Annotated in this window: 29 protein-coding genes and 1 other annotated feature; of the genes, 25 read left to right on the top strand and 4 right to left on the bottom strand. The window is 55.7% G+C overall.

The window, feature by feature from the left end; all coding sequences use genetic code 11:
* The first annotated feature begins 7 nt into the window (after nucleotides 1–7).
* From pilM to KNP78_RS03925, 18 genes are all read left to right on the top strand, one after another.
* Nucleotides 8–1,645: a pilus assembly protein PilM gene (pilM, locus tag KNP78_RS04010; RefSeq protein WP_214823300.1), complete on the top strand. Its 1,638-nt coding sequence runs from the start codon at nucleotides 8–10 to the stop codon at nucleotides 1,643–1,645.
* Nucleotides 1,642–2,349 (top strand): hypothetical protein, encoded by a 708-nt coding sequence (locus tag KNP78_RS04005; protein WP_214791629.1) that lies wholly within the window; start codon nucleotides 1,642–1,644, stop codon nucleotides 2,347–2,349. The genes pilM and KNP78_RS04005 overlap by 4 nt, the downstream gene beginning before the upstream one ends.
* A gap of 139 nt (nucleotides 2,350–2,488) precedes the next feature.
* Nucleotides 2,489–3,076: a Maf family protein gene (locus tag KNP78_RS04000; protein ID WP_251128437.1), complete on the top strand. Its 588-nt coding sequence runs from the start codon at nucleotides 2,489–2,491 to the stop codon at nucleotides 3,074–3,076.
* Nucleotides 3,077–3,105: 29 nt separating this feature from the next.
* The gene (gene radC, locus KNP78_RS03995) at nucleotides 3,106–3,729 is read left to right on the top strand and encodes a RadC family protein (RefSeq protein WP_235420135.1); all 624 of its coding nucleotides are present in this window, start codon (nucleotides 3,106–3,108) and stop codon (nucleotides 3,727–3,729) included.
* A gap of 61 nt (nucleotides 3,730–3,790) precedes the next feature.
* Nucleotides 3,791–4,234 (top strand): hypothetical protein, encoded by a 444-nt coding sequence (locus tag KNP78_RS03990; RefSeq protein WP_251128436.1) that lies wholly within the window; start codon nucleotides 3,791–3,793, stop codon nucleotides 4,232–4,234.
* Nucleotides 4,235–4,370: 136 nt separating this feature from the next.
* Entirely contained in the window at nucleotides 4,371–5,207 is an 837-nt protein-coding gene (locus KNP78_RS03985) for a DUF2785 domain-containing protein (RefSeq protein WP_214823298.1), read from the top strand.
* Between the two features lie 204 nt (nucleotides 5,208–5,411).
* A complete protein-coding gene (locus KNP78_RS03980) occupies nucleotides 5,412–6,449 on the top strand; it encodes a rod shape-determining protein (protein ID WP_021066877.1) in 1,038 nt (345 codons plus the stop codon).
* Between the two features lie 13 nt (nucleotides 6,450–6,462).
* Complete coding sequence (gene mreC, locus KNP78_RS03975) at nucleotides 6,463–7,353, top strand: rod shape-determining protein MreC (protein WP_034776861.1); 891 nt, start codon at nucleotides 6,463–6,465, stop codon at nucleotides 7,351–7,353.
* Nucleotide 7,354: 1 nt separating this feature from the next.
* A complete protein-coding gene (gene mreD / locus KNP78_RS03970) occupies nucleotides 7,355–7,849 on the top strand; it encodes a rod shape-determining protein MreD (protein ID WP_052090206.1) in 495 nt (164 codons plus the stop codon).
* Nucleotides 7,850–7,854: 5 nt separating this feature from the next.
* Nucleotides 7,855–8,523 (top strand): septum site-determining protein MinC, encoded by a 669-nt coding sequence (locus tag KNP78_RS03965; protein WP_240731247.1) that lies wholly within the window; start codon nucleotides 7,855–7,857, stop codon nucleotides 8,521–8,523.
* 5 nt (nucleotides 8,524–8,528) lie between these two features.
* Nucleotides 8,529–9,386, top strand: coding sequence for a septum site-determining protein MinD (minD, locus tag KNP78_RS03960; RefSeq protein ID WP_051627738.1), 858 nt, complete (start codon nucleotides 8,529–8,531; stop codon nucleotides 9,384–9,386).
* A 42-nt stretch (nucleotides 9,387–9,428) separates the two neighbouring features.
* Nucleotides 9,429–10,754, top strand: a complete 1,326-nt coding sequence (locus tag KNP78_RS03955) for a ribonuclease E/G (RefSeq protein ID WP_214797100.1) — start codon at nucleotides 9,429–9,431, stop codon at nucleotides 10,752–10,754.
* Between the two features lie 55 nt (nucleotides 10,755–10,809).
* Nucleotides 10,810–10,881 (top strand) — a sequence feature (ribosomal protein L21 leader region).
* 15 nt (nucleotides 10,882–10,896) lie between these two features.
* Complete coding sequence (gene rplU, locus KNP78_RS03950; RefSeq protein WP_015881153.1) at nucleotides 10,897–11,205, top strand: 50S ribosomal protein L21; 309 nt, start codon at nucleotides 10,897–10,899, stop codon at nucleotides 11,203–11,205.
* Nucleotides 11,206–11,208: 3 nt separating this feature from the next.
* Nucleotides 11,209–11,544, top strand: a complete 336-nt coding sequence (locus tag KNP78_RS03945; protein ID WP_034776866.1) for a ribosomal-processing cysteine protease Prp — start codon at nucleotides 11,209–11,211, stop codon at nucleotides 11,542–11,544.
* A gap of 12 nt (nucleotides 11,545–11,556) precedes the next feature.
* Complete coding sequence (gene rpmA / locus KNP78_RS03940) at nucleotides 11,557–11,838, top strand: 50S ribosomal protein L27 (protein WP_016508537.1); 282 nt, start codon at nucleotides 11,557–11,559, stop codon at nucleotides 11,836–11,838.
* Nucleotides 11,839–11,914: 76 nt separating this feature from the next.
* On the top strand, nucleotides 11,915–12,355 hold the full coding sequence (locus KNP78_RS03935; protein ID WP_034776867.1) for a Spo0B domain-containing protein: 441 nt from the start codon (nucleotides 11,915–11,917) through the stop codon (nucleotides 12,353–12,355).
* Nucleotides 12,356–13,645 carry a GTPase ObgE gene (gene obgE / locus KNP78_RS03930; protein ID WP_034776868.1) on the top strand — a complete coding sequence of 430 codons (1,290 nt, stop codon included), beginning with the start codon at nucleotides 12,356–12,358 and terminating at the stop codon, nucleotides 13,643–13,645.
* 15 nt (nucleotides 13,646–13,660) lie between these two features.
* Nucleotides 13,661–14,947 (top strand): hemolysin family protein, encoded by a 1,287-nt coding sequence (locus KNP78_RS03925; RefSeq protein WP_034776869.1) that lies wholly within the window; start codon nucleotides 13,661–13,663, stop codon nucleotides 14,945–14,947.
* Nucleotides 14,948–14,991: 44 nt separating this feature from the next.
* Here KNP78_RS03925 and KNP78_RS03920 read toward each other — a convergent pair whose 3' ends face one another.
* The 4 genes from KNP78_RS03920 to KNP78_RS03905 form a co-directional block, all read right to left on the bottom strand.
* The gene (locus KNP78_RS03920; RefSeq protein ID WP_034776870.1) at nucleotides 14,992–15,768 is read right to left on the bottom strand and encodes an NUDIX domain-containing protein; all 777 of its coding nucleotides are present in this window, start codon (nucleotides 15,766–15,768) and stop codon (nucleotides 14,992–14,994) included.
* Between the two features lie 126 nt (nucleotides 15,769–15,894).
* Nucleotides 15,895–16,476, bottom strand: coding sequence for a DedA family protein (locus tag KNP78_RS03915; RefSeq protein WP_214823297.1), 582 nt, complete (start codon nucleotides 16,474–16,476; stop codon nucleotides 15,895–15,897).
* 104 nt (nucleotides 16,477–16,580) lie between these two features.
* Nucleotides 16,581–17,120, bottom strand: a complete 540-nt coding sequence (locus KNP78_RS03910; RefSeq protein ID WP_214823296.1) for a transcription repressor NadR — start codon at nucleotides 17,118–17,120, stop codon at nucleotides 16,581–16,583.
* Nucleotides 17,098–18,228, bottom strand: a complete 1,131-nt coding sequence (locus tag KNP78_RS03905) for a cysteine desulfurase family protein (RefSeq protein ID WP_240731246.1) — start codon at nucleotides 18,226–18,228, stop codon at nucleotides 17,098–17,100. The genes KNP78_RS03910 and KNP78_RS03905 overlap by 23 nt, the downstream gene beginning before the upstream one ends.
* A 95-nt stretch (nucleotides 18,229–18,323) precedes the next feature.
* Between KNP78_RS03905 and KNP78_RS03900 the strand changes: the two genes are divergently transcribed.
* The 7 genes from KNP78_RS03900 (at nucleotide 18,324) to tgt (ending at nucleotide 25,504) form a co-directional block, all read left to right on the top strand.
* Nucleotides 18,324–19,757 carry an L-aspartate oxidase gene (locus KNP78_RS03900; protein ID WP_214823295.1) on the top strand — a complete coding sequence of 478 codons (1,434 nt, stop codon included), beginning with the start codon at nucleotides 18,324–18,326 and terminating at the stop codon, nucleotides 19,755–19,757.
* The gene (gene nadC / locus KNP78_RS03895) at nucleotides 19,711–20,580 is read left to right on the top strand and encodes a carboxylating nicotinate-nucleotide diphosphorylase (protein ID WP_214752550.1); all 870 of its coding nucleotides are present in this window, start codon (nucleotides 19,711–19,713) and stop codon (nucleotides 20,578–20,580) included. Before KNP78_RS03900 ends, nadC begins: the two co-directional genes overlap by 47 nt.
* Complete coding sequence (gene nadA / locus KNP78_RS03890) at nucleotides 20,543–21,622, top strand: quinolinate synthase NadA (protein WP_214823294.1); 1,080 nt, start codon at nucleotides 20,543–20,545, stop codon at nucleotides 21,620–21,622. The genes nadC and nadA overlap by 38 nt, the downstream gene beginning before the upstream one ends.
* Before the next feature lie 83 nt (nucleotides 21,623–21,705).
* Entirely contained in the window at nucleotides 21,706–22,293 is a 588-nt protein-coding gene (gene ruvA, locus KNP78_RS03885; RefSeq protein ID WP_034776877.1) for a Holliday junction branch migration protein RuvA, read from the top strand.
* Nucleotides 22,294–22,303: 10 nt separating this feature from the next.
* Entirely contained in the window at nucleotides 22,304–23,299 is a 996-nt protein-coding gene (ruvB, locus tag KNP78_RS03880) for a Holliday junction branch migration DNA helicase RuvB (RefSeq protein WP_034776878.1), read from the top strand.
* Between the two features lie 19 nt (nucleotides 23,300–23,318).
* Nucleotides 23,319–24,362, top strand: a complete 1,044-nt coding sequence (gene queA / locus KNP78_RS03875; protein WP_214823330.1) for a tRNA preQ1(34) S-adenosylmethionine ribosyltransferase-isomerase QueA — start codon at nucleotides 23,319–23,321, stop codon at nucleotides 24,360–24,362.
* On the top strand, nucleotides 24,359–25,504 hold the full coding sequence (tgt, locus tag KNP78_RS03870) for a tRNA guanosine(34) transglycosylase Tgt (RefSeq protein WP_021066897.1): 1,146 nt from the start codon (nucleotides 24,359–24,361) through the stop codon (nucleotides 25,502–25,504). Before queA ends, tgt begins: the two co-directional genes overlap by 4 nt.
* The last annotated feature ends 12 nt before the right edge of the window (nucleotides 25,505–25,516 follow it).

Raw genomic sequence — 25,516 nt, 5'->3', positions numbered from 1 at the left:
AACCAGCATGAGCCGGTCTATAGAGAAAGGAACGGTCGCGTATTTCTCGTTTGATGCACTCAGCATCCACGGGGCCGTGATTAAACAAGGCGTGTTCAAGCGCAGCGCCTCCGTCCAATTGGCGAAAGGCGCCTATACAGGGGGACGCATCGAAGACGAGAACGCATTCGGTCTCGCCTTCGATGAACTGTGCCGTAAACTGAAAGTACGAAAAGGGATGGTCTGTGCCGTCGATATGGCCGAGACCGAGGTGTTGTCCCGTAAAGTCGAGATTCCATCGACGATCCCGAAAGATGAGATCCGGGGTTATCTGTTCATGGAAATCGGTAGCTCGATCATCTTGCCGTTCGACGACGTCGCCTTCGACTACGAGGTGCTCGGCGAGACGGAGACGAAGACCGAGGTCATGCTCCACGCCGTCTCGGTCGATTTGACAAAAGCCATCCGCGCTTACATGAAAAAACGCGGGTTCCAATTGAAGAAAATCGTTCCACGCCCGGTCGCGATCGCGAACGGCGTGAGCCGACTCGAGACGCTCGACCCGCTCAAATCGACGCTCCTCTGGCACGTGACGCCGTTCGCGCACCAGTTGCTCGTGCTTGAGGAAGGGCAGGTCCGCTTTATCCGCGCCATCGAGACGGACCTCTCGTATCGCGCCGAGACGACGGACGGACTTGTCACATATACATATAGTGGCTCGAAGGAGACGCTCGCGAACCAGACGGACGAGTGGCTGAACGAACTGGCCCGCTTCCTCGACTTCTATCGCTACTCGCTCCGGACGGACGGTCGTCCGATTGACGAGTTGCTCGTCTCGGGGACGGTCCCGAACCTTGACGATCTCGTCCAGACGATTGAAAGTGAGGCGATGGTGCCGGTCAAACGGATCGCCGACCCGCTTCCACTGTCTCACGCGACGCCATTGTCGCATCAGATGTTGCCGCTCCTCGGGATGGCGACGCTCGACAAAGAGCACGACGCCAACTTCATCAACTCGACCGATGTGACGCTCCGCTGGCCAATCATCGCGAGCCTGCTCGCACTCTTGATCGGCGGCGGGGCGACCGGTTACTTGTTCTATGAAGTGAACGAGTTAAAGCGGAACGAGGCCCAGGTCGAGGAGCAGTTGCAGCTCGTCCGCATCTATCAGACCGAGCAAGTGAACTCGAAAGGTCAGCAAGTCCTATCGCTCGACCAGACGGTGACTGCGCTCACAGCTGAAGAACGATGGGCCGTGCCAGCGCTCCGGGCGTTGACCGAGCAATTGCCGCCGACGGGCTACGTATTGACGTATAACTACGCCGACGGTTCGCTCATGAGCGTGCGTACTCAGTTCGAGACGCTCGCCGATTTGAATGCGTTCCAACGCTCGCTCTTGAACGACCCACGGTTTGAGAACGTCAAACTGCTCGGCGTGACGACCGAGACGAAAGCGGAGACCGAGCAGGATGAGACGGACACCGATGAGCCGCTCAGTCCGAGCGTGCTCGATTCGACGAACGAACCGCTCCCACGCTACATCGGCGAGTTCACTTTCACGTTCATCGATGCCGAACCGGAGACGCCGGAAGGGGAGACCCCAGATGGTGAGACACCGGACGGCGAGACGGAAGAGACGACCGATGAGGAGGTGGTGAGCGAATGAAACGCTCGACGATTTATTTGATTTTTACAATCTGTTTGTTCGCGGCCATCGCCGTACCGTCTTATTTCGGCTACCAATACTTCATCCACCAAGGCAACGTCAAGTCACTCGAGCGGGAACTGTCGCTCGAGCAGACGAAGCTCGAACTGTTGCGCCAAGAAGGGGAAGTCGTCGACGTCGCCGACTCGCAGCGCCTCCAGACGCGTGTCCCGACCGAGGCAGCCCTCGACACGGTCGTCGAGACGTTATCGCAGGCGAGCCAACTGTCTGACGTGCGCGTCACGAGCATCGCTTTCGACGACGGTGTCATCGCCGAATCGGAAGTGCCGGAAGACATCGACGAGCCGGAACCGAACGATGTGAGCGCGACGGCTGAACCGGCCGAACCGGTCGAAATCACGCCGGTCAACGCCTCGTCAATCCGCTCGACGGTGTCGCTTCAAGCCGACACGTACGAGTCGCTCGTCCTGTTCCTCGAGTCGGTCGAATCGATGAACCGGATTCACATCTTGCGCACGGTCCAATTCACTGGACCGACGGAGACGGGGCCGAACACGACCGAGACGGCCCAGCCGCTCGACTTCACGGTCGAACTCGATGCGTTCTATCGTCCGGACCTCGATCAACTCACAGACGATCGTTACGTACCGGCGCAGACGTTCACCCCGAAAGACATCCCGGTGTACGACTATACGACGCCATGATGCAAACGTCCCTTCAAAAAGAAGGGGCGTTTTTTTGAGGCGTCTTGGATTGTAAACGCCTGCCCGTTTGCCTACAATCGACAGTGAAGTGTGATACGGAAAAGAAGCCCGTTACGCACATATGGAAGGAGTCGTTACAATGAAACCAACACAGAAACGTGTCATCCTCGCCTCGATGTCGCCACGGCGGACTGAGCTGTTGAGCCAGGCCGGCATCACGCATGAGGTCATCCCATCGAACGTCATCGAAGGGACGAACGGTCGGGAACATCCGGACGAGTACGTCGGACGCCTCGCTCGCGAGAAAGCGATGGACGTCGCCCGTGACAACCGTGACGCCATCGTCATCGGCTCGGATACGGTCGTCGTCTTAGACGGGACGATCTTAGAGAAACCGAAAGACCGGGACGACGCGCGAGATATGCTACAGCGCTTATCGGGGGCGACCCACGAAGTGCTCACCGGCGTCAGCATCATCGGGCCCGAGCGGCAAGACTTGTTCGTCACGACGACGCACGTCACGTTCATCGACATCCCGAACGCTTGGCTCGACGGCTACCTCGATTCGACGGAGCCGTACGATAAAGCTGGCGCCTATGGCATCCAAGGGTCGGGCGGTCTGTTCGTCGAACGGCTCGAAGGGGACTTTTATAATGTCGTCGGTCTGCCGATTCGTCCGCTCGTCGAGACGCTCGAGCGACACGGGGTAGCGCCGCGCTTTCTGTGAATGAAGCGAAAGTTGGTGAAGGAATGACCATGGTGCTCGACCGAAGTGTTGAATCCGCGATCGCCCGGCTGCTCCAAATCGGGGGCAGGGGCGGCGACCCGCATGAGACGGCCCGACGGCTGTCCGATGTGTATCCGACGCTCCGGGCGCTGTCGCAAGCGTCCGTGAGCGACCTCTGTCAAATCGAGGGTATGACGAAGAAGAAAGCCGAGCAGTTGCTCGCGGCGTTCGCAATCGGTCTCCGTTACGTCGAGGAACCGAAAGTGGAGACGCCGACGATCCGTTCGCCACAGGACGCCTATGAACTGCTCCGTGATGAACTCCGGCTGTTGAATCAGGAACATTTCATCTGTCTGTATTTGAACACGAAGAACCAGCTCATCGCCCGGAAGACGCTGTTCGTCGGTGGGCTCAATTCGTCGATTGTCCATCCGCGCGACGTGTTCCGGGAAGCGCTCAAACTGTCGGCGGCGTGTTTCATCGCTGTCCATAACCACCCGAGCGGCGACGCGACTCCGAGCCGGGAAGACATCGAGGTGTCAGAGCGTCTCGTCGAGGCGGGCCACATCGTCGGTATCGCTTGCCTCGACCACGTCATCATCGGGGAGGACCATTACGTCAGTATGAAACAGCGGGGCTATATGAACGGTTGAAACTGGGATTTATTTTCCAAATGAGACATCCGTTTGTTATACTGACAGACGAGGTGTTCATATGGAAAAATTGATTTGGTTATTGATGCTTGTTGTCGCGCTCGTCGCCAGTTTCGTCCCGCTCGAGCCACTCGTGTTGTCGCTTCTCGTATTCGCGATGTTCGTCTTCATCAGTGTGGCGCTGTTTCAACGGTTCCAACGTGAGGATCATTGGCTCGACCGCGTCTCACCGCTCGTCGGTGTCGGCATCGGGATTGGCGCATTGATCGCGTATGCTGCTCTATTTGTCGCCTGGTTCAATTCATCGATCGACCTTCAGGCGTGGCAAGTCATCCCGCAACTCGTCTTCATGTATATCGGAATTTACTTATTCGTGGTGACGGTGTCGAGTTTTTTGGCAGGGGCGACCCGCGTCCGTCCGTCCCGATTCTTTCGGCCGGTGCTCATCTTCTCGGTCGTTTTTTATGGGTCGATGCTTTTGCTCCCGCTCCAACCAGGTCTCTAATCTTCAACTTGTCATTCGAACGAAGCAGGCGCATCCGTGCCTGCTTTTTGTCTGTTTAGAGGAGTCATCAAACGCGGCGTCGAACACGGAGAGTATACGGTTCTATACGACCTACGAAGAGGGAATGTGATCAGATATGAATGAGGAAACCATCTATCAGGCACGGGATTTGAAGTTGATGTTGACGGACATCAAGGACGGGATGGTTCGGTTACAGGAATTAGATGAGGAGCGGGTCATCCAATCGATGCTCCATCATATTGGCTCGACGGATGCGGAGCTCCGAGATCAGTTGATTTACACGCTCTTTTATCGGTTCATCATCGAAGACGAACACCTGACGAACGAACAACTGACTAATCTATCCAATACGACGCTCAAATACCACTTGTTTCATGGTATCGGGGAGACGTCATCAGATACCGTCTTCACGCGGGCGTTCTCGACGCTATTGATCGCCTTGATTTTGTACCAAGACCGTCAACAAGGATTTTTATCGGAAACGAATCTCGAGATGTTGAAAGCGAAGCTCCTGGCATATCTCGATTGTGAAATCGATACGAGAGGGTACGTGCCCACAAAAGGTTGGGCCCATGCGATCGCCCATGTGGCCGATGCCTTCGACGAGCTCGTCCTGCATCCGCACCTCGACGAGACGGAGTTCGTTGAGATCCTCGAGGCGTTGTGGGACAAAGTGATGTTTCCGACCGTTTATTTGCACGATGAGGATGAGCGCTTGCTGAATCCCATCTTCGCCTTGCTAGAGCGCGGAATGGACGAGCACGAAATCGTCGTTCTATTAGACGGCCTGCCGGCTCAACTGAGCGCACAAAAACAGCAACTCGAGCCCGAGCAGTATTGGCACGTCGTCCACAACATGAAAACGTTTCTAAAGAGCTTCTTCGTGAAATTGTACGATGCAAACCGACCGATGCTTCAAACCGCAGTATTCGAGACGTTAAAGCAGATTTGACGAGAACCTATAAAAATCTAGGCAGGCGCTTTCACGCGCTTGCTTTTTGATTTGCGTTTTTGTCGAAAAGAAGGCACACTAATATACGGTGAGACAGGACTGAGATGAACGTTATTGTAAATAACCTGTAATCGAATGAACGTTTTCAAACATGATTTTTCCGTTATAATAAAAAATAGTGTAACCAAGAGAGGAGCAGCACGTATGTTTCGTAGTTTTAACCGAGAAATCGGAATCGACCTTGGAACGGCAAATACGCTCGTTTATGTAAAAGGTCAAGGCATCGTTGTTCGTGAACCGTCCGTAGTGGCGTTCCGTACAGATACAGGTAGAATTGAGGCCGTGGGTAACCAGGCCAAGGATATGATTGGACGTACGCCGGGTAACGTCACGGCACGCCGTCCAATGAAAGATGGGGTTATCGCTGATTTTGAAACGACAGCGACGATGATCAAATACTTCATGGAGCAAGCTCAGAAGTCGAAGAGCGGTTTGTTCTCATCGAAGACGAACGTCATGATCTGTGTGCCAAGCGGCATCACGTCAGTCGAAAAACGTGCCGTGGAAGACGCAGCCAAGCAAGCGGGCGCGCGTGAAGCGTACACGATTGAAGAACCGTTCGCGGCAGCAATCGGTGCCGGTCTCCCAGTTTGGGAACCGACAGGCTCGATGGTCGTCGATATCGGTGGCGGTACGACCGAAGTCGCAGTGATTTCACTCGGCGGCATCGTGACGAGCCAATCGATTCGTGTCGGCGGTGACGAAATGGATGACGCCATTATTCGTTACATCAAAAACAAATACAACCTCATGATCGGGGAGCGGACGTCAGAGACGCTCAAGATGGAAGTCGGTTCGGCTCGCATCGACGCTTCGAACGAAAATGAGAAAATGGAAATCCGTGGTCGCGATCTCGTGACAGGTCTTCCGAAACAAATCGAAGTCTCGGCTGCTGAAGTGTGTGAAGCACTCTCGGATACGGTCGAAGCGATCCTCGCTGGCGTGAAACAAACACTCGAGCAGACGCCACCGGAACTTGCGGCTGACGTCATGGACCGCGGTATCGTCCTCACAGGCGGTGGAGCACTCCTTAAAAACTTGGATGACGTGATCTCGGACGAGACACACATCCCGACACTCGTCGCGGATGAGCCGCTCGATTGCGTCGCTATCGGGACAGGAAAATCTCTTGAAATGATGGACGTCCTCCGTTCAAAATCAGGCATCTCGTCGCGTCGATGAGTGGTGACACACGATGAGCCGGTTCGTACGGAATAAAAAGCTCATCATCACGCTGATCGGTATCATCTTATTCGTTGTGATTTTAGGGGTTTCGATTCGAGGACGGTCGGAATCCGCCTGGTACCAAGACGTCACGCGTGATGTGGTCGGAACGTTCCAACGGGTGTTCACGGTGCCGATCGGCTGGATGGACAGTACCGTGTCCTCGATTTCGAACGTACGAGATATTTATGAAGAGAACCGTCAATTGAAACAACATTTGACGAAATACGCGGAAGTGTCGGTCGAAGCCGATGACCTGCGCCGTGAGAACGAAGAATTGCGGCAAATGGTCGAGGCGTCCGACACGTCGCTCCGTGACTTCGACTTGATTCCCGCCGAAGTGATCGGGCGTACGCCGAACGACTGGCAGCGCTACGTAACGGTCAACGTCGGGGAAGAGCGCGGTGTCGAGAAAGGCATGGCCGTCACGGCCGCCGGCGGTATGGTCGGTCGTGTCATCCAGACGAGCGCCTATACGTCGCAAGTGCAACTCCTCTCTGACAACAACCGGACGAACAACGTCTCGGCCGTCGTCAAGGACGCGGACGGCAAAGCGACGTACGGGACGATCGACGGCTTCGACAGCGAGACGAACGAGCTCTTCTTCACGAAGGTCTCGAACAGCGTCAAGTTGAAAGAAGGCGAGATCGTATCGACGTCAGGTCTCGGTGGGCGCTATCCGGCCGGTCTCGTCATCGGTACGGTCGAGTCGATCGAAACCGACGAATACGGCGTGTCTCAAGTCGCCCGCATCAAACCTGAGGCGGACTTCAACGAGTTCTCGCAAATGTTTGTCATCGATCGAACGCTAGACGAACCGTTCTTGACGGGTCCCGAGGAAGGAGGAGCAGCGGGTGAGTAACATGAAAGTGTTCATCGCCCTGTTCCTCCTCTTTCTTATTGAAGGGACATGGGCCGCCATCTTCTCATGGCACTATGTGACGCCGTTCTTGTATTTGACGTTGATCGGCTTGATGTACGTCAGTTTGTATGGCCGCTGGGAGTCGGCGCTCGGATTCGGTCTCGTCTTCGGGCTATTGTATGACATCGTCTACACCGACTTGCTCGGAATTTACTTATTTACTTTTTCACTCATTCCTCTCTTAGTCAGCTTCGTGTTAAAATATATAGGTGAGAACTTCTTCTCGGTCGTCATCACGTTCACATTCATGATCCTCGTGTTTTCTTTCGGGATTTTCAGTGTCATGACGGCGGTCGGTGGGACGACCATGACCATTCAAACACTATTAGTTGAACAGATTCCAGGGACGCTCGCCGTCAATGCTGTCGCCATCGCACTGTTATACGTGCCGATGACACGATACGTGGCGCCGCGGCCTGTAGCGAAAAGAGGGTAGCCATGATGGAGCGTAAACGACATATTACGATAAAAGGACATCGCAACGGTATTGCAATCCACTTCAATCCACGGAGTGGCATCGATGAGGTGCTCGGAGAGCTTGAGGCCACGTTACAAGAAATGGAGCCGCCCTCTGGGAAGATTGCACTCAAATTGCACGCGGGTACTCGTTACATCGACGAGGAGCTGTCACGTCAAATTCGTGAAGTCGTCGCTCGTCATGGCGTTTTTTATATCGAGGAGCTGTCGAGCGAGGTCATGTTGACCGAAGAGGCGAAAGCGACCTACGGCAAAAAGACGTTCCACTACCATAGCGGGACGATTCGAAGCGGGCAAATGCTCGATTTCGATGGCTCGGTGCTCATTATCGGAGACATCAACCCGGGGTCCGAGGTTCGGGCAACGGGCAGCATATATTGTTTAGGGACGATACGAGGAAATGTGCGTGCCGGTGTCGAAGGATGGGAGGAAGCGGTCATCACCGCCAGTCTGCTCCATCCGAAGTTTTTAGCGATCGGTGAACATGTGCTCGCGTCGGACGACGACGAAGAGCTTCCGGAGATCGAGATGGGATGCGCGTATCAGACGAATCAGGGCATTGAAATGACGCGTCTTCGTCAAGTCATGACTGGGCTGAAAGACGCATATGCAATGGAATTACAGAGAGGGTGAGTTTGATGGAGCAAGTAGTAGAGCCTGTACATACAGCTAAAGAAGTGAAGAAAGGTCGGGCCATCGTCGTGACGTCGGGGAAAGGTGGCGTCGGGAAGACGACCACGACCGCGAACCTCGGGACGGGCCTCGCATTGTCTGGCCACTCGGTCTGTCTCGTCGATACGGATATCGGTCTACGGAACTTGGATATCATCTTAGGACTCGACAACCGGAGCATCTATAACCTCGTTGACGTCATCAACGGGCAGTGCAAGCTGCATCAGGCGCTCGTCCGTGACAAGCGGTTCGAAGAGATGTATCTCTTGCCTGCGGCCCAGTCGAAAGACAAGACGTCGGTCCAACCGGAGCAAGTGAAAGAGATCATCGACCAGTTGAAGACCGAATACGACTTCGTGTTGATCGACTGCCCGGCCGGTATCGAGCAAGGTTTCATGAACGCCATCGCCGGCGCCGACGAGGCTGTTGTCGTGACGACGCCTGAGAAGGCTGCCGTTCAAGACGCGGACCGCATCATCGGCATGCTCGAGCAAGCGGAACACGTCGCGGCACCGAAACTGATCGTCAACCGCGTCAAGAACCATCTCGTCGAATCAGGCGACATGCTCGACATCGATGACATCATGCGTATCTTGTCGATCGACTTGCTCGGCGTCGTCGTCGACGATGAAGAAGTCATCGCCGCTGCGAACCGCGGAGTGCCGGTCACGATGAACCCGGACAATAACGCCGGACAAGCGTATCGCAACATCACGCGCCGCATTCTCGGCGAGTCGGTGCCGCTCATGTCGATCCAGACCGAACAAAAACCGGTCGGCTTCTGGACGCGGCTCATGATGAAGTTTGGAATGAAAAAAGCCTAAGGCAACGAAAGTTGCCTTTTTGTGTCGAAAGGAGAGATACGTGTGCGATTGATCTATGAACGGACCCCGTCCATCGAACGGGCCATGCTCGTCGATGGGGAACGCCTCCTCGAGGTCGAGGAACGCTTCATCGACCAACTGTCGGTCGGGACGATTCTCGAGGCCGCGATCGAACGGATTCACCCGTCGCTCGGCGCCGCGTTTTTGACGACCGGCGAGACGACGTTCTTCCTGCCGATTGCCGAGACGCTCAAAGCGCTCGAGGCGTATCCGAACGTGCCGGGCATCGGCCAGGCGGCCGTCGTCGGTGACAAACGCCTCGTCCAAGTGACGAAAGAAGGCATCAACGGCAAACATCATAAAGTGACGGAGAACATCCGCTTCGGCGGACGCTACATCGTCTACTTCCCATACGGCCGGCGTAAGCTGTATAGCCGGAAGCTCGACCTCGTCACCCAGGACCGGTTATCAAAAGTGTTCGAGCTCGAAGAAGCGGAAGGTGTCTTGTTTCGGACGGAGTCAGGGCAAGCGAGCCCGGACGTCCTTCAAGAAGAACTTGCCTTGCTTCGGCGTCGCGCCGCGGACGTCGTGACGGCACGACGCGGGCAGGATGAGCTGCTGTGTGAACAGTTCGTGCGCCGCCATGCGGTCGAGTCGGTCATGTTGAACGACAAGGAAGCACAAGAGCGGTTATCACGGCTCGAGGTCAACGTCGAACGCCATGTCGGTAAAGGCCGGATGAAAGAAGCGGCCCGGCTCGACGGGGCGATCGAAAAGCTCGGGCAGCGCGTCGTCTGGCTTGAAGGTGGTTCTTACGTCTTGGTCGAACAAGTTGAGACGATGACCGTCATCGACGTCAACAGCGGCAAGAACGTCGCCGTCAAGGACAAGGGACGGGCGGCCGACACAATCAACGAGGCCGCACTCTACGCGGTCATGGAGCAGCTCCGGCTGCGCAATATCGGCGGCATGGTCGTCATCGACTTCTTACGCGGGTCAAAAGACGGGCAGAACCGGCTCTTGAAAAAGATGAAAGAGCTCGGCGCCCGTGATCCACGCCGCGTCGAAGTGTACGGTTTCACGCGTATGGGCTTGTTCGAGCTGTCCCGGGAACGCACGGGACGTTCGATTCAAGACCGGATGACGCACGACGGGAAGCCGTCGAAGCTCGCCGTCTTCTCTCGGATTGAACGTGCTTTGATGGAGCTCGCGCCGGAAGTCGAAGCGGTCGTCTTGACGCTCCCGGGCAAGTGGCACGACGCGTCGTGGGATGGGTTTGCCTGCACGGTCCTCCTCGTCGAGGGAGAACCGGATGTGGCGTTCTACGGGACGCTCGAGGAATGTCAGAATTTCGTATCTCGTCATTGACAACGATGAAACGAGAGTGGTATTATCTATAACGTTAGTTCGTTTGGAAGCACCCAAATGGCTACAACCGCACAGAACGGGTTGAAACGGTTTCGCCCTGCCCTGGATGGCGAGTCTGAGTTTAATAAGGAGGTGCACGTATATGTACGCAATCATCAAAACTGGTGGTAAGCAAATCAAAGTTGAAGCAGGTCAAGAGATCTACATCGAAAAACTCGATGCTGATGTCGAGGGTACTGTAGAATTCGGTGAAGTTCTTTTCGTTGGTGGTGACGATGTTAAAGTCGGAGCTCCACTCGTAGAGGGCGCTAAAGTTGTCGGTACTGTGGTAAAACACGGCCGCGCTAAGAAGATCACTGTCTTCAAAATGAAAGCTAAGAAAAACTACCGTCGTAAGCAAGGTCACCGTCAGCCTTACACGAAAGTTCGCATCGAGAAAATCGAAGCGTAAGCTATGATTCGAGTAACGGTCAGACGAGACGAGACGAAGTCGATTCGTTCCGTCGAAGTGACAGGTCACGCCAACTTTGCCGAACCCGGTTCTGACTTGGTATGTGCCGGCGTTTCTGCCATCATCTTTGGGGCATACAACGCTGTCGAGGTACTCGCCGGTCAGTCGCTTCTTGTAGAAATGGCAGACAAAACAGAGGGTGGCTACTTTTATGTCGAGACGTATCCTGACCTATCACCGGAGGATATGACTCGCACCCAATTGTTATTAGAAGGGATGCTCGTGCAACTAGACACGATCGCCCAGAGTTACGGTGATTATATCCAAATTGAACAATAGGAGGTGGACCTCATGTTACAATTGAACCTTCAGTTCTTCGCATCGAAAAAGGGAGTAGGATCGACTAAAAACGGTCGTGACTCGATTTCGAAACGCCTCGGCGCTAAACGCGCTGACGGACAAACGGTTTCAGCTGGATCGATTCTCTACCGTCAACGCGGTACGAAAATTCACCCAGGTGAAAACGTCGGCCGTGGTGGCGACGACACATTGTTTGCTAAAGTTGACGGCGTAGTACGCTTCGAGCGTCTTGGTCGCGACAAGAAACAAGTGAGCGTTTACCCAGTTGCGTAAGTAGAACCACGCAGAAGACTCTAGCCACTTATTTGGTTAGAGTCTTTTTTACTAGTTTTACCTAGGAGAGGATTGCATGAACTCACAGGCAGCACTGAAACTATTATCGACCGTCCGTCACGAATGGATGAATCGGCTTCAGATGATCTCCTTGTATGCGGCGCTCGAGCCTGAAAAACTCGAGGAGCTGTACGAGCGATATCGTCAGCACGCCGACGAGGAGAGTGCGCTCATTCGTTTGGATTTGCCGATGACGAGTCTCGTCATCATACAAGCGAATTGGGAAGGACGGTTGACCTACAAGGTATCGGCCGACCGTGTGTCGCTCGACGACGCGCGTGTGGCGGACAAACTTGTCCGTCTTCTGTCAGGAACGGATGGACCGATTCATGTGACGTTCACGGACGGACTGATGGTCCGCGTCTTCGGTCATGTGCCGGACGACGTGTTCACGTCAGACGAAGTGTACGAGCAGACAGTAGAATGTTCTACGTTCGTTATAAAGGAGGGGAATTAAATGTTTGTCGATCAGGTTAATATTTTTGTAAAAGCTGGAGACGGCGGTAAAGGGATGGTCGCGTTCCGCCGCGAGAAGTATGTTCCAGACGGTGGACCAGCAGGAGGAGACGGCGGTCACGGTGGTGACGTCGTATTCGAAGTAGAAGAAGGATTGCGCACGCTCGTAGATTTCCGCTTCTCGAAAAAGTTCATCGCCCATGACGGTGAAAAAGGGATGTCGAAAGGCATGCACGGACGAAAAGCGAAGCCGCTCGTCGTCAAAGTCCCACCAGGTACGATCGTATTTGATGCATCGACCGATACGGTCATCGCCGACCTTACCGAGCACGGCCAACGGGCCACGATCGCCAAAGGCGGACGCGGTGGCCGCGGGAACTGTCGTTTTGCGACGCCAGCCAACCCGGCACCAGAGATTGCCGAGAACGGGGAGCCAGGTCAAGAGCGCGAATTGCGTCTTGAGTTGAAATTGCTCGCTGACGTCGGTCTCGTCGGATTCCCGTCAGTCGGGAAATCGACGCTCTTGTCAGTCGTCTCGTCGGCACGCCCGAAAATCGGTGCGTACCACTTCACGACGATCACACCGAACCTCGGTGTCGTCAAGACGGCGGACGATCGTGACTTTGTCATGGCCGATCTTCCAGGACTCATCGAAGGGGCGAGCCAAGGCGTCGGTCTCGGTCACCAGTTCCTTCGTCACATCGAGCGGACGAAAGTTATCGTCCACATGATCGATATGAGCGGCATGGAAGGGCGCGACCCGTTCGAAGACTACACGACGATCAACCGCGAGCTCGAGTCGTATAACTTACGCCTCCTCGAGCGTCCGCAAATCGTTGTCGCCAACAAGATGGACATGCCGGATGCGCCGGAATTATTGGAAGAGTTCCAAAAGAAAATCGGAGACGACGTCAAAGTCTTCCCGATCTCGGCACTCGCCAAAGAAGGACTCCGCAACCTGCTCATCGAAGTAGCTAATCTCGTGGACTCGACACCTGAGTTCCCACTCGAAGAGCTCGAAGAGAAGACGGCCACACCACGTGTCGTTTATCGTTACGAGAAGGAAGAGAAAGGGTATCAGATTCATGTCGATGAATACGAACGCTTCGTGATCACGGGGCCGCGCATCGAGAAGCTCTTCAAGATGACGAACTTCGATCACGACGAGTCGATCAAACGCTTCGCGCGTCAAATGCGTCAAATGGGCGTCGATGACGACCTTCGCAAGTTGGGTGCCGAAGACGGTAGCGTCGTCGCTATCTTGGATTTTGAATTCGAATTTGTCGAATAATCTTTTATTAATGAAATGGAGTGTGAAGTAAACGTGGACCCTGTGCCCTCGTCTAGTTTAATTCTTTATGCAGTTTTAGTTATGTTGTCAGCCTTTTTCTCTTCTGCCGAGACCGCGCTCTCGAGTGTGAACCGCGTCCGGATGATTCGTATGAGTGAAGACGGGGACAAGGGCGCCAAGCGCGTCCTCCACCTCGTCGACCGCTTCGATGACACGCTCTCGACGATTCTCGTCGGGAACAACATCGTCAACATCGGTGCCGCGACGGTGTCGACGGCCATCGCCACGAGTATTTACTCGGGTGGGGCCGGACTCGTCATCTCGACGTTCGCGACGACGATTGTCATCTTGATTTTCGGTGAGATTTTACCGAAGTCGCTCGCGAAAGAGTTCGCGGAGAAGTATTCGCTTCTCATCAGCGGCATTTTGTTGTTCCTCGTCAAAGTCTTGAAACCGGTGACGATGATCTTTACCGGATTGAAGAAGTTGGTGCTCCGCATGATTGGGATGAACGACAAAGAGCCGTCGGTGACGGAAGAAGAGTTGAAAGTGCTCGTCGATATGGGAGAAGAAGAAGGGGTGCTCGGCGAGACCGAAGCGGAACTCGTGCATAGCGCCTTCGCCTTCAACGACATTACCGTCGACGATGTGTTGACGCCGCGGATCGATATCCTCGCCGTCGACATTGACGATACGCTTGAAGAGATCAAAGACACGATCTTTAGCGGTGGACATTCTCGTCTGCCGGTGTATAAAGACTCGATTGACAACGTCATCGGGGTGTTGTCAGAGCGTGATTTCCTTCGTTCGATGATGCGTGATGAAGTGACGGACGTCCGTTCGCTCATTCGTCCGCTCACGTACGTATCGCCGCAGACAAAATTGATTGAGCTGCTTCCTGTACTCCAGCAAAAACAATCGCACATGGCCGTCGTCCTCGACGAATTCGGCGGGACGGCCGGTCTGATCACACTCGAAGATATGCTCGAGGAGCTCGTCGGAGACATTTGGGACGAGCACGACGAATCGATCGTCTATTTGAGACGACTCCGTGACGGCGTCTACGAGTGTATGGCCGACATGGATGTCGATGAGTTCGCTGATGAGATGGGAATTAAAGAACCTGAAGTAGATGCCAACACGATGGGTGGTTGGATCGTCGAACTATTAGGAGACATTCCAGAGAAAGGTGCGCGTGTCACGTACGATGACATGACGTTCACCGTTCTACACGTCGAAAAGCGTCGGATTCGCAAATTGCTCGTCGAGACGGGTCAATCCGAACCGGTCGAACAAGCGTAAACGAACTGAAGGAGGGACCGCCAACTGGCGGTCCCTCCTTTTGTTTAGACGGTATGATGGCGCTCGACGCGTTCGAGCAGCTCGTATGGCCGAACTTTATAGATGGCGTGCGGCATATACGTCGGGTCGATCGCATCAACGAGACGCATTTGGAAGTGCTCCCGTTTGATGTAGTCGCCGACGTTCGACGCATCGACCTTGAAGAAGCCGACCTCTTGCGTCTCGCCTTCCTGCGGTTGCAGGTCGCCGGAGACGTAGCGGGCACGGAACGTGACGCAGAGCACGCGCGAGGAGACGTTTTGATAAATACCGGTGATGCCTTCGACTTCAATATCGACACCGGTCTCTTCTTTTACTTCACGATGCACGGCGTCGACAATCGATTCATGCTCCTCGACTTGTCCGCCCGGCATCTCATACGTGTCGCTCCGGTGCGTGTTTTGAACGAGCAACACTTCACCGGCCTCGTTCGTGACATAGGCGGTCACGGAGACAATTGTGCGCGGTGGCGTATAGTGACCGGTCGGCATCATGAACTCCTCACTCGACTTGATATATAAATCTTTCCCGAGACGGGCTCGCTTCTTCATCGCCTCGCGGCGCAAGCCGCTCGAACGGTAATCGCGTTCGACTTGCTCGTAGTGCTCGCGGTCGCGGTATTCCCACAGGGCCATGACCTCGCTCTTGTCTTCGGTCACCCAACGACCGACGAGCCGTGCGCCGTGCGATACCTGAATCGGATACAGGTATGTATGGAAAAATTCGGTGAATTCATCTAAGCGTTCAGGACGGATGGTGTACGTTTTTCGACGATGGAACATGGTAATTCCTCCTTTGAAGGTGGCTGTCTCTATTCCGAGAAAAAAACGCTTTCCTCATAACTCTATATTCGTCATCACGATCCGTTTTCCCTCTATATCAAAAAAAGTCAGCTCGAGCGCATCTGCTCAGGCTGACTTTTTAAATAGGCGCGGATTCGCACGGATATAGCGGATGAGAAAGAACAGCACGATGGTGATGCCGACGTACGGCAAGAACCCGTGTGTGACTTCACCGATGTGACGCCAATTGTCGCCGAGCATCATCCCGAGTTTGACGAAGATGAACGACCAGACGGCGAAGATGAGGACGGTCACCGTCAAAAACTTCCGGAACGATAACCGCATGACCCCGGCGCTGACGGCGAACAGTTGGCGCCAAATGACGCTCAGACAGACGATCCAAGCGCCGTACGTCTCGAACCAAGTCTCGGCCCGGCGTTGCTTCGCCTCGCTGATGCGGAACGACCGATAGAGGCGAAGGGCGACAGGGCGTCCTCCGTAGCGGCCGATCCCATATAAGACGATTTGACTGATGACGAACGCCGCCCAGGCGAGCAGGAAGACGAACAGGAACGAGGTGTCGAGAGATCCGGTCAGGTAGCCGCCGTAGGCGAGCACGAGCTCGTTCGGGATGAGTTGGATGAAGATGCCGAGCGGGACGCTAAAAACGCCACACCCGAGCAACAGTTGCTCGAGAAAGTGCCACATGACCGTTTCCCCCTTTCCAAATTTTGTACAGGATGCATTCCATCCATCAGTATAACGAACATGAGTCGAAAGCAAAAGAAAAGATGTCACGTATTTGTGACATCTTAGTCGAGCTCGGAGACGAGGACGCCGAGCCGTTCAAGTTCTGAGACGGCGGCATCGATGGCGTCTTCACTATCGGCCTCGAGCGTATGAATGTGGAGACCACCCGTCAAATGCGACAGCGGGGCGGCTTGGTTCGCCTCGACCCGTTCGAGGAAAGCACGGACGTCGCGACGGCTCTTCACCATCAATTGCCCCGTCAATGAACCGTAGACCGGATGGTCGATGATGACGTCGCGAATCGTGACACCCTCGTCGACGATGGCGTTCATCTCCGCATCCATGTCCTCGGCCTCGTGGCGACAGACGATTTTACGGGTATAGGCGGACGGTGACGCCTCACCTGGTAAATAGACGTACCCGCGGGCGGTCGCGACGATCTGATGGCCCTTCGCCTTCAAGAGCGACAAGTCTTGGACGACGACTTGTCGGCTGACGGCGACGCGACGGGCGAGCTCGGAGCCGGTGATCGGCTCTGAACTCTGTTCAATCATTTCCAGTAACGTGCGCCGGCGTTCTTCACCGGCTAAGCGTTTGTTCATAAGATCCAACTCTCCTTGCTAAAGTGACGATGGCTTCGGCGAGTGCCGTCGTGGCCTCGACGGTCGTGTCTTCGCCGAAAGAAATGCGGACGAGCCCGTGACAGGCGCTCGTCTCATAGCCGAGCGACTCGAGCATTCGGTTCGGTCCGTTCTGGCCGGCCCGACAGGCCGACCCTGCCGACACTTGGAACCCGAGCCCGTCGAGTTCGGTCATCCACCATTGCCCGTCCCGCTGTTTCGAGACGAACGAGAAGATGGCGGGGCTCTGCTGGTCGAACTCGAGCCAATCCACGTAAGACGATGTCTTCTCTTTCAAGATAGCACGAAACGCCAAGAAATTTCTTTCATGACGTGTCCGTTGCTCGTGACGGTCGGTGAACGCTTTGACGAAAGCGCAGATGCCGGGCACGTCGATGGTGCCGGGACGGATGCCGTATTGATGGTGTCCCGGATAATAGGGCGGGGGCAACAGCCGTTCCATATAGAGGCCGCCGACGCCTTTCGGGCCCCCGACTTTATGGGCGCTGAACGAATAGGCGTCAATCCCGTCGACGGAGACCGGGATCTTGCCGAGCGCCTGGACGCCGTCGACGTGGAACAACACTTTCTTATATTTCAATTGGCAGAGGATGTTGTGGAGCGGTAGCGTCCAGCCGGTGTCCGAGTTGACGTGTTGAAACGTGACGAGCCCGATGTCACGGTCGAGCAAATGCGTGAACGTCTCGTGGTCGAACCGTCCGTCCTTCAGCTTCAAGCGGTGAACGATCACGCCTTCTGCTTCCCACTCGTCAAGCAGAAGCGCGACCGAGTCGTGCTCTTGCCACGACGTGATGACTTCACTGCCTTTCATGCGCTTCCTGAGACTCGTGAGGGCGATGTAGTTGCTCTCGGAGCCGCTTCCGGTGAAGAGGAGCTTGCCGCGGAGCATGTCGAGCCCGAGCGCCTGCTTCAACAACCGTCGGGATTCGGTCAAGTAATCTTCCGCCATATAGCCGTGCGTGTGGAGGGAAGACGGGTTACCGTATACGCTTCGTGCCATGGCCACGTAATGGTCGAGAGCGGATTTTGTCATCGGGTGCGTCGCCGCATAATCAAAGTAACGGTTCATCGTAAGTTCCCCTTTTCTCATGTTGTCTTCTTCACAAAATTATGCGAAACTAGTTTACAAGTCAACATTACATATGAAAAACAGGTGATATACAGATGTCTTTACAGTTTGAACGGGTCGATGTGTTGATCGTTGGGGCTGGCTTGGCCGCCGTGACGGTGGCACTCCATTTGCCTCATTCATTGAACGTCCTTGTCGTCTCTAAGCATGAAGTGACAAGCGCGAACTCAGATCTGGCCCAAGGCGGGATTGCGAGCTCGTATTTGGAGCCGTCGAGTGTCGACCATGAGCGGGATACGCTCGTCGCCTCGAAACTCGCAGCCGTGCCCGACCGTGTCTATACACTCGTCGAAGAAGGACGGAGCGCGATCCGCGATTTGGAGCGCTTCGGTGTCGTCTTCGACCGGGAGGGTGCTGAGTACGCCGTCGGACGTGAAGGGGCGCATGGCATGAATCGAATCTTTCACGTCGGCGGGGACGAGACCGGACGTCACGTGATGGCTACGCTTCGTCGTCAATTGCCGGATAACGTGACCGTCATGGAACACGTATTGATCGATTCGTTGGTGAAGACCGACGACCGCGTGACCGGGGCGACCGGATTCAACGGAGAGACACGTCTTCACGTCCAGGCCGGAGCCGTCGTCTTGGCGACCGGGGGAATCGGTGGACTCATCGATTGGACGTCGAACTGTCGCTCGGTCACGGGGGACGGGCTCGTCTTGGCGGATGAGATCGGAGCGAGACTCACGAACTTGTCTCGTATCCAATTCCACCCGACGTTACTCGCGGTCGATTCGCCCCACCTCGTCACGGAAGCGTTAAGAGGAGCAGGCGCGACGCTCGTCGATGCGTCAGGACGTCACGTGATGGCCCACCATCCGCTCGGAAGCCTCGCCCCTAGGGACGAGGTCGCTCGGTCACTCACGCGTCATGACGGCACCGTCTACTTGGATACGAGTCGCGTCGAGCGAATTGATGAACGGTTCCCGAAACTCGTCGAGACGTGCCGGATGTATGGGCTCGACTCGACGCGAATCCCAGTGCGGCCCGGGCTACATTTTCATATGGGCGGTGTGGACGTCGACGTAGACGGGCGGACGACCGTCGCTGGGTTATATGCGGTTGGTGAGGTCGCCGATTCGGGCGTCCACGGGAAAAATCGACTGGCGTCAAATTCGTTACTCGAATGCTGGGTGTTCGGAAAGCGGGTGGCGGCAGCGGTGATGGTGGAGGAGAAGCCGTTCACGGTGAACGAGACGACCGTGTATGAGGTTTCGGATGATCTGTTCAGCCGCTATCGGCAACAGATTGGGGAATGGTTGACAATCTCGCCTCAGATTGGCGAAATCGTAAGTTTCTTAGAAAATACCCAACAACTGGCACAGACGAAACACGTGTCAAGACAATTAAGTGAACAGACGTTGAGTCTGAAAGCGGCACGCCTGTTGGCCAGTGCCGTCATAAGAACGGAGGATTCAGATGAACAAAATCGCCTTGCGCGAACAGCTGACAGCATTTTTACATGAGGACATCGGGTTTGGGGACGCCTCGAGTGCCTTGATTGACCACCGCGAGACGTCGCTCGCCACGGTCAGCGCCAAGGCAGACGGCGTCTTCTGCGGCATGGACGTCGTCCTCGAGCTGGCGCAGTTGCAACGTCTCGTCGTCGAATCGTGCCAACCGGACGGCACGAACGTCACGGCAGGTGACACGCTCTTTATTTTGCGAGGCAAGACGCGGACGCTCCTTGAGACGGAACGGGTGCTGTTGAACCTCGTCCAGCACTTGAGCGGGATCGCGACGATGACGCGGCGCTGCGTCGAACGGCTCGACGACCCGACGATCGCCGTCACGGACACCCGAAAGACGACGCCCGGGCTTCGTATGCTTGAGAAACATGCCGTCCGTTCGGGTGGTGGGAAGAACCATCGGCTCCGTCTCGACGATGCCATCATGATCAAAGACAACCACATCACGGCACTCGGCGGGATCACGAACGCGGTCGCACGGGCTCGGATGCTTGCCGGCCACACGACGCCGATTGAAGTCGAGGTCGAGACGCTCGAACAATTGCATGAGGCGATCGCGGCGAACGCCGACATCATCATGTTCGACAACCGGGCGCCCGAAGAACTGAAGGCGTGGCGTGCGCTCGTGCCAGAGCATATTAAAACGGAGGCGTCAGGAGGCATCACTGTCGAAACGATTGCAGCGTATCGCGGTACGGGTGTCGACGTCATCTCGATCGGACAGTTGACGCATTCGGTGACGGCGCTCGATTGCAGTCTAAATCTTGTAGGAGGAATCAAACATGCAATTACTCGGAACGATGCCAGCGCAGTACGCTGAGTTGACGATTGAACAGATGGAACAACGGATTGAAGCCATCAAATCCAGGCTCGGCAGCCGCCTGTTTTTACCGGCCCACCACTATCAAAAAGATGAGGTCGTCCAGTTCGCGGACGCGACCGGAGATTCGCTCCAGCTCGCACGGCTCGCCGAACAGATGAGCGAGGCGGAGTTCATCGTCTTCTGTGGCGTCCACTTCATGGCTGAGACGGCCGACATGCTGACGCGTGACGACCAGCTCGTCATTTTGCCGGACATGCGGGCCGGATGCTCGATGGCCGACATGGCTGATATTGATCAGACGGAGGTCGCTTGGGAAGAGCTGACCGATACGTTCGGCGATGATATCATTCCAATCACGTACGTCAATTCGACGGCGGCGATCAAGGCGTTCGTCGGCAAGAACGGGGGCGCGACGGTCACATCTTCCAATGCCCATGATATCGTGCGCTGGGCACTCGAGGCGGGCGAACGGATTCTGTTTTTACCGGACCAGCATCTCGGGCGGAACACGGCGTTTGATTTGGGCGTGCCACTCGAGGCGATGGCCGTCTGGGACCCGCTCCGGGAACGACTCGTCTATGAGGGTGACATCGAGGACGTGCGGGTCATTCTGTGGAAAGGGCACTGCTCGGTCCATGAGAAGTTCAACGTCGCCCAAATTGAGGCGTTACGGAAGAACGACCCGGAACGACGCATCATCGTCCATCCCGAGTGCACGTTCGACGTCGTGCAGGCGGCGGACGAGGCCGGGTCGACGTCATATATCATCGACCAAATCGAAGCGAGCGCGCCGGGGACGAAGTGGGCCGTCGGCACCGAGATGAACTTGGTCAACCGTCTCGCGGCGACGCACCCCGAGCTCGATATCATCTCGCTCAATCCGTACATGTGTCCGTGCTTGACGATGAACCGCATCGATTTGCCGCATCTGCTCTGGGCGCTCGAGTCGCTCGAGACCGATCCGGTCAACGTCATCCGTGTCGATCTAGAGACGACGAAGTGGGCGACACTCGCCCTCGAGCGGATGCTCGCGCACTGAGGACAGGCAATCGCCTGTCCTTTTTTCGTGGCGGTGGTTATGGTACAATGAATGCAGTTTTCCCATGAAGAGGAGATATGACCGTGATTGAATTCGTAAAAGGCTCCGTCGCCTATGTGTGCGCGGAATATATAACGTTGGATGTTTCGGGCGTCGGCTACAAAGTACATGTGCCTAACCCGTTTTTTTATCGTGAACAAGACGAACATGTAATCGTGTTTACGCATCATTATGTACGTGAAGATCAACAGACACTGTACGGTTTCCGCTCACGTCGGGAACGCGAACTGTTCAATAAACTGCTCGGCGTCAACGGGATCGGACCGAAAGGCGCACTCGCCATCGTCGCCTCAGGCGATATGGACGCGCTCATCGACGCAATCGAGACTGAGAACGAGAAGTATTTGACGAAGTTCCCGGGTGTCGGTAAGAAGACGGCGAAGCAGATGGCGCTCGATTTGAAAGGCAAGCTGTCCGAGCTCGCTCCGGATTACGTACCGAACACCGGACTGTTCGCTCAAGGCGCTTCCGAACTCGACGAGGCGTGCGAAGCGCTCGTCGCGCTCGGTTATTCAGAGCGTGAGATCACCCGTGTCCGCAAGGAACTGAATTCAGAAATATTGACGACAGACGCTTACATAAAGCGCGCCCTGCAATTGCTATTGAAATAAGGAGGAGACCATGGACGAACGATTGTTGTCACAATCCCATCAACAATATGAAGACTCTGAAGAGTGGAGCTTGCGTCCGCAAAAGTTCGAGCAGTACATCGGACAGGAGAAGGCGAAAGGCAACTTGTCGATCTTCATCCAAGCCGCGAAGCTCCGCAGCGAGACGCTCGACCACGTCCTCCTTTACGGTCCTCCGGGACTCGGAAAGACGACGCTTGCCCAAATCATTGCCAACGAGATGGGTGTCGGCATCAAGACGACGGCCGGCCCAGCCATCGAACGCCCAGGTGACCTCGCGGCGATCCTGTCGACGCTCGAACCGGGCGACGTCCTGTTCATCGACGAGATTCATCGCTTGAGCCGCACGATCGAAGAGATTCTCTATCCGGCGATGGAAGACTACTGTCTCGACATCGTCTACGGACAAGGCGAGATGGCGCGAAGCGTCCGTATCGATTTGCCACCGTTCACGCTCGTCGGCGCGACGACGCGGGCCGGCATGTTGTCGGCGCCGCTCCGTGACCGTTTCGGTGTGACGTTGAAGCTCGAATACTACGAGCCGCATGAGCTCGCCGCCATCGTCAGTCGGACGGCCCAGCTGTTCCGCCTGTCGATCTCACCAGAGGCGAGCGGTGCCATCGCGAAACGTGCACGCGGTACGCCGCGGATCGCCAACCGACTGTTACGCCGGGTTCGTGATTTCGCCCAAGTGGCAGGAACGAAAGAAATCGATCCGGTGCTCGCCTCAGACGCGCTCGACCGGTTGCATGTCGACGCCCTCGGGCTCGACGAAGTCGACCATCGGCTGTTACGGGCGATGGTCGAACGGTTCGGCGGTGGTCCGGTTGGACTTGAGACGCTCGCCGCGACGATTGGGGAAGATGCCCAAACGATCGAGGACGTGTATGAGCCGTACTTGTTGCAACAAGGTTTTCTGCAACGGACGCCGCGCGGCCGGATGATCACCCAGTACGCAAAGACGCATTTTGGCTATGAAGAGGAGTAACGATATGCAAGACATTCAATTGAACGTAAACGACTATGATTTTGACTTACCGGAAGAACTGATCGCCCAAGTACCGCTCCTTGACCGGACGAGCTCACGACTGCTCGTCCTCGACCGCGACACTGGCGATATCGAGCACCGTCATTTCCGTGACGTGCTCGACTACTTGCAGGCAGGCGACGCTCTCGTCGTCAACGACTCGCGCGTGCTCCCGGCCCGATTGTTCGGGGCGAAGCAGGAGACGGGCGGGAAAGTCGAACTGCTCTTACTCAAACAGACGGAAGACGATGTCTGGGAAGCGCTCGTCAAACCGGCGAAGAAAGTGCGCGTCGGCGCCATCGTCGAGTTCGGCAACGGGTTGCTCCGGGCTGAATGTGTCGAAGAACTCCCGGAAGGTGGCCGCCGCTTCAAGTTCGACTACGACGGCATCTTCTATGAGATTTTAGATGAGCTCGGCACGATGCCGCTTCCGCCATACATCCGTGAACAGCTCGACGACCAAGACCGTTATCAGACGGTGTACGCCCGTGAACGCGGGAGTGCGGCCGCACCGACGGCAGGCCTCCACTTCACGGAAGAACTGCTCGTAGCGGCAGAGGAGAAAGGCGTCAAGCTGATCCCGCTCACGCTCCACGTCGGTCTCGGTACGTTCCGTCCCGTCACGGCCGATACGATCGAAGAGCACACGATGCATAGCGAGTATTTCGAACTATCGGCCACTTCGGCCGAGGCGCTCCGCGACGTCCGTGCAAGCGGCGGCCGCGTCTTTGCCGTCGGGACGACGTCGACCCGGACGCTCGAGACGATCGTGCGCGACCATGGGAATTTCGTCGAGTCATCGGGCTGGACGGATATCTTTATTTACCCGGGCGTCGAGTTGAAGGCGATCGATGGACTGATCACGAACTTCCATCTGCCGAAGTCAACGCTCGTCATGCTCGTCTCGGCGTTCGCGTCGCGCGACATCATCTTGAACGCGTACCGCACGGCGGTACAAGAACGTTACCGCTTCTTCAGCTTTGGGGACGCGATGCTCATCACGAGGAAGGAAGAGAACAAATGACCAAACACGCAGTCACATACGAACATATCCACACATGTAAACAGACGGGAGCGCGGCACGGAATCGTCCATACGCCGCACGGCTCGTTCGAGACACCTGTCTTCATGCCGGTCGGCACGCAGGCAACCGTCAAGACGATGGCCCCGGAACAAGTCAAGGCGATGGGAGCGAACATTATCCTCTCGAACACGTACCACCTTTGGATTCGTCCAGGACATGAGGTCGTCAAACAAGCCGGCGGCCTTCATAAGTTCATGAACTGGGACGGCGCGATTTTGACGGACTCGGGCGGCTTCCAAGTCTTCTCGCTCGCCGACCTTCGCAACATCCAAGAAGAAGGCGTCCATTTCCGCAACCACTTGAACGGCGACAAGTTGTTCTTGTCACCGGAGAAGGCGATGGAGATTCAAAACGCGCTCGGTTCGGATATCATGATGGCGTTCGACGAATGCCCGCCATTCCCGGCGACGCATGAATACATGAAGAAATCGGTCGAGCGGACGAGCCGTTGGGCAGAGCGTTGCCTCGCGGCACACGAACGTCCGGAAGACCAGGCATTGTTCGGTATCATCCAAGGCGGCGAGTACGAAGATCTCCGTCGTCAAAGTGCGGCCGACCTCGTCTCGCTTGATTTCCCAGGTTATGCCGTCGGTGGATTATCGGTCGGTGAACCGAAAGACGTCATGTACCGCGCACTCGAGTTCACGACACCGTTCATGCCGGAGAACAAGCCGCGCTACTTGATGGGCGTCGGTTCACCGGATGCGTTGATTGAAGGCTCGATTCGCGGCATCGACATGTTCGACTGCGTCTTGCCGACCCGGATCGCTCGCAATGGGACGCTCATGACATCGAAAGGCCGTGTCACGATCAAACATGCGAAACATAAGACGGACTTCGGACCAATCGACGAGAAGTGCGATTGCTACACATGTAAGAACTATTCGCGCGCGTACGTGCACCACTTGATTCGCGCCGACGAGATGTTCGGGCTTCACCTCTGTTCGACACACAACCTTCACTTCCTCGTGAACTTGATGAGTCAAGTACGTCAAGCCATCCGCGAAGACCGTCTCTTGGACTTCAAGGAAGAGTTTTTCGAAGAATATGGGTATAACAAACCAAACGCCAAGAATTTCTAAATTGTTCTGACA

This window comes from Exiguobacterium sp. s28, assembly GCF_018618135.1.
Lineage (GTDB): Bacteria > Bacillota > Bacilli > Exiguobacteriales > Exiguobacteriaceae > Exiguobacterium > Exiguobacterium mexicanum_A.
This window is presented reverse-complemented; position numbering and strand designations above follow the sequence as displayed.

Excerpts from the sequence above, each read along its gene's own strand:
- KNP78_RS04005 (WP_214791629.1), top strand. The coding sequence starts at position 1,642 with ATGAAACGCTCGACGATTTATTTGATTTTTACAATCTGTTTGTTCGCG.
- KNP78_RS03980 (WP_021066877.1), top strand. The coding sequence starts at position 5,412 with ATGTTTCGTAGTTTTAACCGAGAAATCGGAATCGACCTTGGAACGGCA.
- ruvB (WP_034776878.1), top strand. The coding sequence starts at position 22,304 with ATGGACGAACGATTGTTGTCACAATCCCATCAACAATATGAAGACTCT.
- radC (WP_235420135.1), top strand. The coding sequence starts at position 3,106 with ATGGTGCTCGACCGAAGTGTTGAATCCGCGATCGCCCGGCTGCTCCAA.
- pilM (WP_214823300.1), top strand. The coding sequence starts at position 8 with ATGAGCCGGTCTATAGAGAAAGGAACGGTCGCGTATTTCTCGTTTGAT.
- KNP78_RS03925 (WP_034776869.1), top strand. The coding sequence starts at position 13,661 with ATGGAGTGTGAAGTAAACGTGGACCCTGTGCCCTCGTCTAGTTTAATT.
- KNP78_RS03935 (WP_034776867.1), top strand. The coding sequence starts at position 11,915 with ATGAACTCACAGGCAGCACTGAAACTATTATCGACCGTCCGTCACGAA.
- KNP78_RS03910 (WP_214823296.1), bottom strand. The coding sequence starts at position 17,120 with ATGAACAAACGCTTAGCCGGTGAAGAACGCCGGCGCACGTTACTGGAA.
- KNP78_RS03945 (WP_034776866.1), top strand. The coding sequence starts at position 11,209 with ATGATTCGAGTAACGGTCAGACGAGACGAGACGAAGTCGATTCGTTCC.
- KNP78_RS04000 (WP_251128437.1), top strand. The coding sequence starts at position 2,489 with ATGAAACCAACACAGAAACGTGTCATCCTCGCCTCGATGTCGCCACGG.
- rplU (WP_015881153.1), top strand. The coding sequence starts at position 10,897 with ATGTACGCAATCATCAAAACTGGTGGTAAGCAAATCAAAGTTGAAGCA.
- mreD (WP_052090206.1), top strand. The coding sequence starts at position 7,355 with ATGAAAGTGTTCATCGCCCTGTTCCTCCTCTTTCTTATTGAAGGGACA.
- KNP78_RS03990 (WP_251128436.1), top strand. The coding sequence starts at position 3,791 with ATGGAAAAATTGATTTGGTTATTGATGCTTGTTGTCGCGCTCGTCGCC.
- KNP78_RS03915 (WP_214823297.1), bottom strand. The coding sequence starts at position 16,476 with ATGTGGCACTTTCTCGAGCAACTGTTGCTCGGGTGTGGCGTTTTTAGC.
- KNP78_RS03920 (WP_034776870.1), bottom strand. The coding sequence starts at position 15,768 with ATGTTCCATCGTCGAAAAACGTACACCATCCGTCCTGAACGCTTAGAT.
- nadA (WP_214823294.1), top strand. The coding sequence starts at position 20,543 with ATGCAATTACTCGGAACGATGCCAGCGCAGTACGCTGAGTTGACGATT.
- rpmA (WP_016508537.1), top strand. The coding sequence starts at position 11,557 with ATGTTACAATTGAACCTTCAGTTCTTCGCATCGAAAAAGGGAGTAGGA.
- obgE (WP_034776868.1), top strand. The coding sequence starts at position 12,356 with ATGTTTGTCGATCAGGTTAATATTTTTGTAAAAGCTGGAGACGGCGGT.
- KNP78_RS03965 (WP_240731247.1), top strand. The coding sequence starts at position 7,855 with ATGGAGCGTAAACGACATATTACGATAAAAGGACATCGCAACGGTATT.
- mreC (WP_034776861.1), top strand. The coding sequence starts at position 6,463 with ATGAGCCGGTTCGTACGGAATAAAAAGCTCATCATCACGCTGATCGGT.
- KNP78_RS03905 (WP_240731246.1), bottom strand. The coding sequence starts at position 18,228 with ATGAACCGTTACTTTGATTATGCGGCGACGCACCCGATGACAAAATCC.
- KNP78_RS03900 (WP_214823295.1), top strand. The coding sequence starts at position 18,324 with ATGTCTTTACAGTTTGAACGGGTCGATGTGTTGATCGTTGGGGCTGGC.
- nadC (WP_214752550.1), top strand. The coding sequence starts at position 19,711 with ATGAACAAAATCGCCTTGCGCGAACAGCTGACAGCATTTTTACATGAG.
- KNP78_RS03985 (WP_214823298.1), top strand. The coding sequence starts at position 4,371 with ATGAATGAGGAAACCATCTATCAGGCACGGGATTTGAAGTTGATGTTG.
- minD (WP_051627738.1), top strand. The coding sequence starts at position 8,529 with ATGGAGCAAGTAGTAGAGCCTGTACATACAGCTAAAGAAGTGAAGAAA.
- tgt (WP_021066897.1), top strand. The coding sequence starts at position 24,359 with ATGACCAAACACGCAGTCACATACGAACATATCCACACATGTAAACAG.